Consider the following 12,323-nt stretch of genomic DNA (forward strand, 5'->3'; position numbering starts at 1 on the left):
GGGTCACCAGTTATTTAATTACCTCAACTAAGGCCACATACGCCTCGTTGCCCGGCGTCTTTAGGGTTATCGTTCCGCGGTCTCCCCAGTTGGACCGGTCTCCTTCCCACTTGACCTCTACTTCCTCCGGTTCCGACCAGGACAACTCTTCAATGTTCAGCCATCGAACCCTGACCTGTTCGACATATTCCCACGGATCAAGATCGATCATGAAACGGCCTCTTGGGAAATAAACGGCATACTCATTTCCAATATCAGCCGTAACGTAGGCTTCAACCGCACTACGGGCCGCGGCCACGCGATGTCGCAACAGGTCATTATGCGGAGAGGCGGAAAAGATATCAAACTCCTCCAGCAGCATATCCAGGGCCTTAAGATTAGTCTGAACGCGCTCGTTCAGCCCGGAACCCCACACGCGCGGCAGGGCGGGACGGTGGAAGCGACTGGATGCGGTGCCGGCAAAAATGTTACGCCAAAACCGGTTGATTGCCTCGGTTTCCGTGCCCGCGGAATAGTTTACTCCATCTGCCCCGCCGTACACTTTTTCGTTGTTCATCGGCATGGGATCGGAGGCCAGTTTCTTCCTCCAGTCCATAATATTATCCCAGTGCCCCTGTCCCCTTGCCCCTCTTGAGTCCTGGTTATTCTGGGATATTTCAACATAGCTGTAGGTATCATGGTACGTCATGGCAGCCCGTACGGAGTTGCTGGGATCAAACTGCATGGTGGTTACGTACGCTTCCCGACCCATATCGTTGGCTGCCTGATTAATGTACCGGGCCCAGTAGTTCTCCCATATCGGTCCCTCACTGCTTTCATTATTTATATTATACAAAATATGATCATAGCTCAGGGCGATGGAAAGCAGCTTATCAATATATTTTTTTTGATAAGCTAATACCTCGGTATTATTCGTTTCCACCGTGTTATGGAAATCATCATCATCGCCAATAACCTCATTGGAATAATTCACATTATTTTTCCCGGTCCACGGATCGTTCGGTCCACCCAGATCAAATACATCCCACAATGTAAGCTGTACGATGATTCCCCGTTTAGCCGTCTCGTTTAGAAAAAATGTCAGTCGGTCCCAGTACTCCTCGTTCCACTGATCCAGATTATAAAAACCATCACTATTCCGCGGAAAGGCAGAAACATTATCCTCATCGCGATTGGACATGGTATTGCGCACATAATTTCCGCCCACCGACGCGAGAAGATCGAGATGATCGGTCAGCTTGTCGCCGGTCCACTGAAACAGGTTGTCGTCATCGCTGCCCCCGCGCAGCAGGATCGGCTCGCCCTCATACTCCCAATACCACGGGTTTTCATCATAGGGTTGGATGGGAGAAGGTGCCTGAATCGCACCTGTTGTTTTATTCCCCGGCTCACCGGCCAAATTACCCACAGGCGCAGTCCCTTCAGGCAGCAGGAAAAATAAAATTAGTAACAGAAACTGGCTTAATCTATTAAAAAGCATAGTGTTCGTATTTTTATTGAAACTTTAAATTCAATGTATCACAAAACTTAAGATCAAAGCTGCAATCAGTCCTCTCTGTTTCGACAAAAGTTGAAGCATGACAAGAGCCCTGTAATACATTTGCGATAAATGGTTTTGAGATTCATAAATCGATCATTCCATCGATAGGTTGTGTTTGGCCCTCCACGCTGGATACTCCTCGGCCAGCAGTTCCCCGGCCCAGTCGCCGTACCAATCGTAACCGGCGCGCCGTTCCTGCGGAACCTTGGAGTACTCATAGAAAATATCTGAATCACGGTTCATAAAGATGGGACGATTGGTTTCAATCTCGTAAAAACGTGCCCACAATGGTCCCGCCTCGGGATCCTCCACGAGCCGCTTGTCTTCCCGTCCTTTTTCATCAGTAAACTCCTCGTATCGATAGCCGTGGATCGCGGTGTCCCTGTACCATTCAACGGCACCTTCAACAGCGGCGGTGATCTCCGGGGTGGGTTCTTCGACTGCCATCAAAAAACGTACGATACCTGCACTCGCGGCACCGGCAAGAGACGGCGGCTCGTAGGAACGGGCCCACGCCGGCTCAAGCGTTTCCGGATCGTGCTGTGCGCACCAGGCGGTTCGCTGCCCATCCTGTATGATCTGCATGTCCAGGATGGCTTCTATCCCCTTGTTGACCGCTTCGGAAGCGCGCTGACGCCTGGATGAATCAACGAATGTATAGGGATCCTCCCCTTCCGCTACATCACGCAGCATGCGCATCGCGCCGATCATCGCCCCGTCGTTGAAGGTAATCATTTCATAATATCCTTCCCGGATGGGATAGTACTGTGGCCAGCCGCCGCTATCGTACTGGGCCTCCACCAAGTAGTCTACGCCTTTCAGAAACCCCTCTTTGAAGCGGTCGTGGCCGGTCGCATTATGCACCCGGGCCAAATAGCGCATTTGCGTATAGGTCGCACCGTTGTCTATGGTAATGTTGCTGAGCGTGGTTCCTCCCGCGGACTGTTCGTTGCGGATGCTGTCTTTATCCGCCTCGCCGAGTACCTGCGACATGTCGATATTCTTCGGCCACCCGCCACTCTCGTGCTGGTAGAGCAACACATTGTCTGCTATGCGAACAGCTTCAGGGCCCTGGTACCATTCCGCTTCCTGCTCAAGTGCGTCATCCCAGTCAATGGAATCCACTGCAGCCGGATCTCCTGATTGCCCCGACTCGCCACATGAGATAAAAAACATAACCAAAAACAGGGGTATGCACCGCAAACTTAATTTGCTATTCATAGCCATTTTCATCTTTTCCAATTCATGATTTGGATGGATACCATCATGTTGAGAATCAAAGCCCGATCTTACCGGTTGCTTGTTATTCATAATACTCCATTTCCCATATCGTCTTAATGTTCTATTGAAGCTATAAGCAACTGATGAATGAAGACCTCTCAAAAAATATTCGACCAACGGTCGATAAGGCACTATGAACGGGCGATAAAACCACAGAAACCTTTACTCGGCCGGTGTGCAATAACCTGGAGTGACTAATATAAAAACAGTCCAAAACAGATAGTTAAAAAATCCCCTCTGTCTACTCAAAAACAGAGAGGATGATATTATGGGAAATTTCTTAATTTGGGATCATTTATAATTTGATTCTAACATCCTCACTTAGTGATGGGCTCAAAGATAAGTTTACTCCATCTGCCCCGCGCCCAGGCAAATCCATCACCTTCAGGTATAAGTCCGTTGGAATGCGTATTGGATGCTATGCGGAGCGTATCTCCCGAATTAATTTCGATTTTGTCCCATGTGTGGCTTGCATTTCCAAACGGTTGGTCTGTCTCCGGATTTACAAACTCTGCTTTAAACTCACTATTGATAAAGAGTCGATAGGTAGACTCTCCGTCTTCTTCAGGCATTGTTTCAATAGTAACATTGTAAACCCCCGATTCTCCTCTCCAAATCGTCTCAACGGCCCCAAATTCATTGGGATATTCAATCGAATTTACCGCAATTACCCCTCTGGATTCATCCCGATATGCCGGGACATATCCCTCCACTTCCAACCGTTCGAAATCCTGAACAGCCACAAGGGTATCGGTTTGTGATACTTCTATTGTTGCAGACGATTCCTGCTTCTCGCTTCTTCCACAGCCAACCAACAGGTACATTATAAGCAAAAATGTGCACATAACGCCTGCTACAGGGAACCTTTCCTTTTTACTATTGCATTGAACACAACTTGACATCATAATGAATGGGGTTAAAATGTAAATTCAGAATAATAATTCTGCCTTCACGGGTTAAAATTATCATAATTAGTTTTTCGTCCACTATACCAACGGTAACGATGAACCGCCCCCGTAAATCAATACCTCCCTCCATATGGCCACCATGGATTCCTGTAATAAGGGGATTCAATCGCTATTTCCCCGCCATTATTCTGATATGAGGCCCGTGCCCGTACCCAGTGTTCATCTTCGGGAATCTGTTCGATATGGAACTCATACGGTTCCTGGCTGGCTGTAGCCACAATTTCATTGTCTATCATTAAGTCTATGGATTTGATGACAGCGTTGGAGCGTCCTTTCTCAACATGCACCGTAACTGCTCCAATCTGGCCCGGCCACTCCATCCGCAGTTCCGGTGTTCCGGGTTTTCCGGTGATTTCTGCCAGCTTGTCAAAAAAAGCTCGTTTGCGATCGGATGAAATGTGCCAGTTTACCGGCACACTTTGATAGCCTAAATTGTAATCTTCATTTTCTTCCGGTAACCGAAAATCGAAATATCCCCATGAGGTATAGTTCCGGGCACTAACAACAAAGTTATTTCCTTCATCTCCCCATCCCTGTTCTTCAACACGCCAAGGTTGGTCGTCTTCATTGCTCACGATCGGCATAGGCGTATAAACATCCATCGCCCGGACTTGGCGAATCATTTCAGTTATCCGAGAAGGATTCTCAACACCGTTTCCGTGGAGTAAAACATAGTCAGATGCGTCAACGATGTTCGCCGGTGGTACTCCGCCTCCTCCAAGTGATGTACTGACATAAAGAGATCGGCCATCCCTTTCAATATTACCGGCTCTTTCGATCAATTCGTGTACGCGATCACACTTGAGAATAGGAGTTTCGGAATATGCCACGTTGCACTCATTGTTGATTTCAATAATTACGTTCGTGTATTTTTTTCCAGCAGCCATTCAGTCGCATTGTCGACCGCCTGTATCACCGCCTCCTCGTTCTCAAAGTTTCTGTCCTGTCCAAAGTAGAAATAACCGAGGATAACGACCATTCCCAGCTCATCAGCCCTGTTTAGTACACGCTCGAGCCGATTCATGTAGTCTGATCTCAAAGAACCGTCCGGTGCAAATGCGGAGTTGTCCCAGCGCTGTTCGCTGCAATAACCGTACGGGCAACCGCCCTGGAGGTTAAGAGCAATACCGAGCAGACCGTGCTCACGCCAAGTAGCCATGGCATCGTTAAACTCCCTTGTATTGCGGTCAGGATCCCATCGCCGCGTATCGGGGTAGGCCCATTGTCCCCGAGTTTTTGTATTCAGGTCGTCAAATATTCCTTGCACCAGACGGGCATTCATTAGAAGTCCCTCGATCAAAACCTCCTTGCCATCAGAAGGCGTCCAAGTGCGCCCTTCGTAAGTCGGGGAACCGTTAATGTAAAACTGCTCTCCGACGATAGTCACCTTTGTTTTCCGTTCCTGTGTATGTGATTCTTTGTCCATCTCACAGCCGGAGGTAATAAAGAGGATAGATAAAGCAACTATGCTTCCGGCAAATATATTTTTAACTACTTTTTTTATAAATAGTATTCTCATATTGTTCTGTTCTGATAACAGTTGTTGTGTTTACCCGGATTATTCGTAAGAAAATGAACTATCGAACGTCGACCATTTGATGGATAAATGATGTAATCCATAGCTCATATTTGGGTGACGGGACAAAGGCTGCGTAATTTAATAGGAGCCCGTGTTGTCCCGAAAATAGCTTTAACGTACCCATCTAGGATTTCGAGCGTTATTATCGGGCTCCTTTCATAAGAATTTACTCTGAATTATCCGGGGTTAATCTCTCTTTGAACCGTGTTATTGCTTTCGCACCAGTATGACCCAGTCCTGTCGTTCTTCAGCTTCCACCGGTGGGATACCCAAAGAAACACGGCCAGGGCCATTTACCTCAACGACGCGTCCCCTTCGTACCACCGGAGACTTGACGTTGGGCACAGCTGAAAGTACACTTTCCGGCTCTCGCGAATACGTTTCCGGGACTTCCAGGACCCGTCCCTGTTGCAGTTCGCCCCCTTCACGCGGATTAAACCATTCTACCGAGTACGTTCCGGAATCTTCGAGCAAAAGGGTAGAGGCGCCGCCATCCGGTAGGTAAATCACATATACTTCCCCCGGATCTGCAAAAACAAAATCCTTTTCACTGCGCGTCAGACCGTTTGCATTATCCATTTCCCAGAAAGGAATGTTATTGTCACGATAAAAATCCATTGCGATTCGCGTATAATCCCACAAGGCGTCCCTGCTTCGCCAGTCTTCCGCATTCAGGTCATTTTGCTCCTCACTATACCCGAAATACCATTCCGAACCGTCCCCCCCGGCAGCAATGGTTGCCCAGTAGACTGCCCGGGCATCATCCTGGTTATAGTTGTCATCCCAGTCGTCGGTTGTAACGCCAAGGCCACCGCTGCCGGCTTCATCAAGCGATACATTCCAGTTGCGACTGGACTGGTCCGACATTTCCACCAGGGATCTTATCCTGTTAAAATTATCCCACGGCTGCATGTTATTGGTTTGCACGGAGGGACCTTCAAAATATTCGAAGCCGACAAGGGGTCCATACACTTCATCATAATCCCCGGGATAGGAATGAATAACCACGGGGTGGTCGTACGGATCGAGGTCGTGGATATATTTTGCATACGATTTTGCCAAATCCATATCGCGGTCTCCCAACTCATTCCAAAGATCATGCTCTTCCCCAAGATTCCAGTTGAGGGCATGGTGGTGGGCAAACCGGGCTACCAGTTCCCGGTAATACAGCTTCCGTTCGGTTCCCAGTTCACCGCCATCCAGCAACTGATCATTTTCAGTTTCCTGTGTCTTAAAATGAGCAAACAAGCCGAGTTCATCAGCATGAGTGAATACCATTCCCCATTGTGCCAGCTTGGAAACATCGTAACGACCGGTTTCCGTATGGTTGATCCAGGGCCACACATTTTTCCCGTCACCGCCGGCCGTCATCGTGATGAACGAAAAAGCATTCATCCCTTTCTCAGACAGGTAATTGAGGGCGCCGATGAGTCCCTTGCCCTTGTCGCCCTGCCATACGGGATCTCCCGGGTTCCAGTCTTGTACATGTGCGTTGTATGATTTTAGCGGTGCAGGGCCTCGTCGGTCGTTATGCTGAGTGCTTCCCCACAGTAGCTCATCACTATAACTGTGGCTGGTTGATCCTGTTTGCAGGTAGGTGCCATCAAAATCCTCATATGCCAGCAGCGTTTCGGGGGCGTCGGCTCCGCCTTTCATGAACCACTCTCCGTTATCAAACTGCAGGTACCGTTCTCCCACGTAGCGGAGCATCCCCTTTCCGCGATGGTCGCGGCCACTTTTGTCTGTTTCCGATATATTCAACGTGCCGGTGGCTCCGTCAAAAGAAGTCGCTTCTCCTGCATTCGGATCCAATTTAATCGCCACCTTGTCACCCTGGCGAAAGGAGGCGACATAGGTCCATTCCCCCGTTTGATCCGGTGTAAAATGGACCCGCCATTTGTTGCCTGAAGTGGCGCTTGTTTCCGCAGCATTTCCATCGGCAGCAAAGTAGCCGGGAACCACGTACGTGCTCTGACCACTTTCATGCCGGAATATGACATTTAGCCGATAGCCCAAAAACGGGTTGAAGGCATCGGTCTCACTGACTTCGGGTCCGTCAAATGTAATAGTGATCGGGTGCCACTTTTTTTGTTCGCCATCAATCGAACCGCTAGATTGAGCTAATATGATATCCGGTCTTATCAGCAATGCTGATATTAGAATCATAAAAAAAGTTAATTTCTTCATAGTATTCATGTTTTAATTGTAATGGTTTATGTTTGCTTTAAGCATTTCTACTTTACAGCCTTACCTATTTTTTGAATAAATTGACTATTAATTTTGTCGGTGATTACTTTGTCACTTTGGTCCAAACCCAATCGTACCAACACCATATTCCATTCAGGAATAATAAAAAGATTATTATTGTTATGGCCCCAGGCTGCAAATGTGCCTTTTGGTGCACCTGGCCATTTCCTATCCCCATTCGGTTTGACACCATTAACCCACCAGTTAAACCCGTAGATGCCACTACCTTCTATTCCACTTTCGAAATGTCCCAGGGGGAGTGAGGCTGGAACTTGTACGGCACTGGCTTTCTGTATCCAATCCTTTGGAATCAACTGTTTGCCATCCCAGTTACCCTGATTTAGGAACAGATGGCCAAAACGGGCAATTTCTCGTGCTGAAATGAAAATATGATTACTGTTATTGCCCGCACCTCCATTGATTTTATATCCCCCGAACTCGCCGAAATCTCCCCACCGCCACTGATCAGGATTTACACCTATGGGGTCCAAGACTCGACGTTTGATAAAATCCTCCAGTGGCTCCCCAGCAATTCTGGTTAAAATATTTGCAAATTGATTCATAGCTGAATCCCAATAAGCATACTTTGAACCAGGAGGTGTAAACAACGGGTCACCGGGAATAAACGGTGTTGTACTCGGACCATGTGTATAATCGCCGCGCGGCTCGTCGCCATGCGCTCTGTACCCGGATGTCATGGTTGCGAAGTGTCTGAGTTCCAACTCGGGATAATTTTCATCCATTTCTGGGATAATATCCCTCGCGAGGGTATTAATATTGGCCTTGCCGTCACCTATCAACAAGCCTAGAACTGTACTGGTAAAAGATTTGGTCACTGACCAGACACCATGTACTTTATCCACGTTTTCACCTTCCCAAATCAGATATCCATTCCGTATAACCATTAATTCTTTTACTCCATCGAATCCGGAATTTTCCTCTAAAAAAAGAATCGCCTCGTTCAATTTTGAGGAGTCTATTCCCTGTAATTCAGGTTCAGTTTGCTCCCATTTATCTCCCGGAAATATCGTATCCTCGTTTTGTCGTAAAGTATCTTGAGTAGCTGCAATTTTGTCACTCTTGCTTGTTCCATTTTGTTTCTGATTCTTTACTTCATCACAAGCAATCATTAAGAACAATAATAGACTTGTAATGGAAATTTTTATTTTCATGATTACGTAAACTTTATAATTCACCAATTGAGATCCCTACCACGAATTTGCATCCATCCACTATTCAACAGGTTTAAATGGGTTTTCAAGACGAGCATTAATGAAGTCACTAATTTGATCATGGCCCATTTCCTTGTCCAGGAAGCCAAATACGGCCACACCATCGGTGCCAGTCAGGGCATGCTCATCCTCATCCCGGCCATAGCTGAAGATGACCATGTTGTCCGGCTGCGCCCAGCCTTCATCCCCGCCCTCGGTATGGCCTTTTGCACCTACATACAGAATTTGGCTGGCCTCTTTATCGGTAAAGTAGAAAAACGGGGAGGGGAAATCGTTTCCAAATTCCGGGTTGAGGTAGCCAAGGCCCCTGGCGTTTTCCAGTCCATACTTAACCCCATCTTCTAGCACATAATGCTGCTGTTCAATATCCATCTGGCCGGCAATCGGACCTTCAAACAGGAAAGCGTAGGGCTGTCTCGCCTCCAACACTTCTATAGCTGCATGACTAGGAAAAAAATGATAGAGTACCCTGTAATTGTCATTCCAGGATTCTAAAATCAGATGTTCACCTCGGAGTGTATCAGTAAAATTGATCGGAATAGTATTCGTATCAATCCAGCGTGAATCCCCTCCTCCTCCACGGCATGGATGACCGAATCCGTCGGGACCAAAGTTGGGCCACCCTCTCCACTCCCGGTTATCGACACAGTCATTGCCTATCCAGTCATTTCCCTCGCTATCGATGGCGGATGAAAATCCCGTACTTGTATACCCTGAGTCAGCATGTTCATATTCAAAATGCCAGGTCCCATTTGCCGTTTCAATCTTCCAGGTTTGGTAATCAAACCTTTGCTCTTTCGTCACTACTACAGTATTCCCCCGGTTAGCAGCAGGCTCACTTGTCTTTTGGTCTTCCTGACAGCCGTACATAAAAAACAGAAGGGGCAAACTGAGACCAACAATTAATGACTTCATATGGCTTGTATTATGTAATTATGTTTTAAATCGATTCTATGTTTACATCATTAATTTCCCGTGGCATACCGGATGCCGCCCCATACATGCTGCAGAAACAACACATCTGTCAGGATTAAGATGTTATTTTGGGATTTAAGTTATTCCTCTAATCCTTCGGTTGGAACCCGGTGGATGGTTTTATGAATCATGTGACTCAGGTCCGTCCCATCTGTGGTGGAAATCTGGTAATTTATCGACATTACCAGTCCCAATGAGGCTTCAATCATATCCGGCAATTCCTCCAGTGTACCCAGTGAGCTGCGTACCATTCCCGGTCTTAGAGCCGGGATTTCCAGGAATACCGCTCTACCGTCATCAGATAAGCGAACTGATTCAACATGTACCGGATCAGGATGGGTTTCTCCAGGATTTTCTACCGAATACAACTGTCCCCGTGTACCATATTGGCTCGTCCACGGATACGTCCATTGTTGCAATTCATAATTCTCCAGGTCTGCAGCTGTCTTGGGGTCCAGTTGTTGATTAAACCGCAGTTCAAGTCCCCCGGCTTTCGTATTAAGGGCTACCGGCAGGTTCAAAGGCTGCCCGGTATACCGTACGCGGTGAAAAGAACCCCAGTCTTCTCCAATTGATTGCCAGCTTGTCATTCCGGCAATATAGAGATGCCCATCTTCGTGGAACCTTCCGCGTTCCAGACCTGATTTAAACATGAGAGGCAAGTTTAAGTGAGCTCCCTGCCATACTCCGCCAATGTCTTCTTTTAAGATCAATGAAAGGTTAGCCCTGCCATAAGAGGCCAGCAACAGGTCATCCTGCAGTTCAGCGGGCCACTTATCTGACTCAATAAACATCGGTTTAGCCGGTGAATTGTCAATATAATGGGGCGTCCAAATAAGCGGTGGCACAAAGGATTCCGGCTGTTCAGGCTGATGGGCCGAGGGGATAAAACCGTGGAATTCCCCCTTTTTTATTCTATGTACTTTGCTTGTAGGAACCCAGTTGCCTTCATTATCAGCATATACCATCTCGCCGTCGGGACCGACGTCCAACCCATTGGGGTTGCGCAGACCTCTGGCAATGGCTTCAAGCTTTTCGCCATTTGGTGACAGTTTAAAAAGAACCCCGTGATGTGGAGTCACCTCTGCATCCCTGGGCGGGCCCTCTCCCCTGAGATAGGGGGGCCAGGGAGTTGATTTTGCAAAATAGAAATTCCCCTGGGAGTCCGTCTCCAGGTTCATTGTAAATGCATGAAAATTGGTTGAGGCCATCAGATCATTATTGAAGTTTTCATAAAAATCTGCGTAGCCGTCATTGTTTACATCATGCAATCGTGTAATCTGGTCGCGCCCGGTAACGTAGATTTTATCATCAACCACCTTAACGCCACTTGGTTGAAAAAGGCCGGTTGCATAGCGATGCCAGCGGAGTGTTCCCAGATCTTCTCTGATCCCCTCTACCAGCCATACATCTCCACTCAGAGAGGCGACTACGGCACGGCCGTCAGACAAGAAGTCCACATCCATTAACCTGATGAACGAATTCCAGGGATTTGGTTCAGGCACTGTGAGCTCATCCACGGTAAACGGTCCATCTTCTTCCCCCATTACAGCCTCCGTTTCCAGGGGTTTCCACTGGTCCGGTCCCGGTTTTTTTAGTTCAGAAAGATCAGATACACTTGCAGCCCGTTTTAGATACCCTTCCATATAACCTGCTTCCTCGCCGGGTAAAATCGGACCGATAGCAAGTTTAAATCGAGTAGGCTTCATGAGAGCAGGCAGATCGAGTATGAGATGGCGGTTTGTAATTCTCCATTCGGCCTCATCGGGAATTCCCTGCGCTCCGACCGTACGGGTGTTGTTTCCAACTTGTATTTTTATGTACTCTTTGGAATTGGAAACAGATTGTATTTCCGTTCTTGCGCTATCCGGTACTTGCAACACATGTAAAGAGAGCGTCTCCTCCGTGGGACTCAAATTAAACGTCCTCGTAAATACCGGGTGAGTATCCACACGGTCAAAACCCGGCAGTTCCAGGATATCACTGTCACCAATGGTATATGAAAACAGAACCTGTTTCCCATGGGTATACAGTCCCTTGTAATGGCCCTGCTCTTTGGGTATAGGTCCATATGGCCATCTCCTGGGATCATCAAATTCTCCATCGAGCGTCCATCCGGGTGTCTGACTCGTCTCGAAATGGGTAATACCAGCAGGGCTGGGCCAATCCTCAAGCCCGTCCCGCGCCAGGTACCACTGGAGAAATCCCCCGGTCCAGGCACCAGCCATGCGCAGCAGATCCGTGTCAAAAGTTATTACGGCCTCTGGATCCTCTCCCACTTTAACAGCTATTCCTTTATACACAAATATGCTGCTGGTCGTAACCGGATCATGGGTAATCGTAGAGGTTACAAATGGCCCATGGTCCATCGGATTCATATTGTCAGAGGGCTGAAACTGGGCCTGTGTAGTTTTCGGCAGGCCTAAAGAAGCAAACCATAAACATACTGAAGATAGCAATACCTGTTTTAAAACATTCATCTTATAAACCATGTTAACATT

General features: G+C 47.7%; 9 protein-coding genes. All 9 read right to left on the reverse strand.

Annotation, left to right across the window (positions count from 1 at the left end; all coding sequences use genetic code 11):
* Positions 1-10 precede the first annotated feature (10 nt).
* The 9 genes from ACG2E4_RS02825 to ACG2E4_RS02865 all read right to left on the reverse strand — a co-directional run bounded on the left by ACG2E4_RS02825 (position 11) and on the right by ACG2E4_RS02865 (position 12,191).
* Positions 11-1,480, reverse strand: a complete 1,470-nt coding sequence (locus tag ACG2E4_RS02825; protein WP_395275649.1) for a hypothetical protein — start codon at positions 1,478-1,480, stop codon at positions 11-13.
* A gap of 153 nt (positions 1,481-1,633) precedes the next feature.
* The gene (gene pelA / locus ACG2E4_RS02830) at positions 1,634-2,716 is read right to left on the reverse strand and encodes a pectate lyase (protein WP_395275650.1); all 1,083 of its coding nucleotides are present in this window, start codon (positions 2,714-2,716) and stop codon (positions 1,634-1,636) included.
* A gap of 422 nt (positions 2,717-3,138) precedes the next feature.
* Positions 3,139-3,666 (reverse strand): hypothetical protein, encoded by a 528-nt coding sequence (locus ACG2E4_RS02835; protein ID WP_395275651.1) that lies wholly within the window; start codon positions 3,664-3,666, stop codon positions 3,139-3,141.
* 176 nt (positions 3,667-3,842) lie between these two features.
* Entirely contained in the window at positions 3,843-4,676 is an 834-nt protein-coding gene (locus ACG2E4_RS02840) for a hypothetical protein (RefSeq protein ID WP_395275652.1), read from the reverse strand.
* Positions 4,646-5,308, reverse strand: coding sequence for a hypothetical protein (locus ACG2E4_RS02845; RefSeq protein ID WP_395275653.1), 663 nt, complete (start codon positions 5,306-5,308; stop codon positions 4,646-4,648). The genes ACG2E4_RS02840 and ACG2E4_RS02845 overlap by 31 nt, the downstream gene beginning before the upstream one ends.
* 267 nt (positions 5,309-5,575) lie before the next feature.
* Positions 5,576-7,555 (reverse strand): DUF5060 domain-containing protein, encoded by a 1,980-nt coding sequence (locus tag ACG2E4_RS02850; RefSeq protein ID WP_395275654.1) that lies wholly within the window; start codon positions 7,553-7,555, stop codon positions 5,576-5,578.
* Positions 7,556-7,602: 47 nt separating this feature from the next.
* Entirely contained in the window at positions 7,603-8,787 is a 1,185-nt protein-coding gene (locus tag ACG2E4_RS02855; protein WP_395275655.1) for a serine hydrolase domain-containing protein, read from the reverse strand.
* Between the two features lie 60 nt (positions 8,788-8,847).
* On the reverse strand, positions 8,848-9,762 hold the full coding sequence (locus tag ACG2E4_RS02860) for a hypothetical protein (protein WP_395275656.1): 915 nt from the start codon (positions 9,760-9,762) through the stop codon (positions 8,848-8,850).
* 140 nt (positions 9,763-9,902) lie between these two features.
* Positions 9,903-12,191 (reverse strand): DUF6797 domain-containing protein, encoded by a 2,289-nt coding sequence (locus ACG2E4_RS02865; RefSeq protein ID WP_395275657.1) that lies wholly within the window; start codon positions 12,189-12,191, stop codon positions 9,903-9,905.
* Positions 12,192-12,323 lie beyond the last annotated feature (132 nt).

The organism is Halalkalibaculum sp. DA384 (assembly GCF_043951955.1).
Classification (GTDB): domain Bacteria; phylum Bacteroidota; class Rhodothermia; order Balneolales; family Balneolaceae; genus JAMQKA01.

Excerpts from the sequence above, each read along its gene's own strand:
- pelA (WP_395275650.1), bottom strand. The coding sequence starts at position 2,716 with ATGTTTTTTATCTCATGTGGCGAGTCGGGGCAATCAGGAGATCCGGCT.
- ACG2E4_RS02855 (WP_395275655.1), bottom strand. The coding sequence starts at position 8,787 with ATGAAAATAAAAATTTCCATTACAAGTCTATTATTGTTCTTAATGATT.
- ACG2E4_RS02845 (WP_395275653.1), bottom strand. The coding sequence starts at position 5,308 with ATGAGAATACTATTTATAAAAAAAGTAGTTAAAAATATATTTGCCGGA.
- ACG2E4_RS02825 (WP_395275649.1), bottom strand. The coding sequence starts at position 1,480 with ATGCTTTTTAATAGATTAAGCCAGTTTCTGTTACTAATTTTATTTTTC.
- ACG2E4_RS02840 (WP_395275652.1), bottom strand. The coding sequence starts at position 4,676 with ATGGCTGCTGGAAAAAAATACACGAACGTAATTATTGAAATCAACAAT.
- ACG2E4_RS02850 (WP_395275654.1), bottom strand. The coding sequence starts at position 7,555 with ATGAAGAAATTAACTTTTTTTATGATTCTAATATCAGCATTGCTGATA.
- ACG2E4_RS02835 (WP_395275651.1), bottom strand. The coding sequence starts at position 3,666 with ATGTGCACATTTTTGCTTATAATGTACCTGTTGGTTGGCTGTGGAAGA.
- ACG2E4_RS02860 (WP_395275656.1), bottom strand. The coding sequence starts at position 9,762 with ATGAAGTCATTAATTGTTGGTCTCAGTTTGCCCCTTCTGTTTTTTATG.
- ACG2E4_RS02865 (WP_395275657.1), bottom strand. The coding sequence starts at position 12,191 with ATGGACCATGGGCCATTTGTAACCTCTACGATTACCCATGATCCGGTT.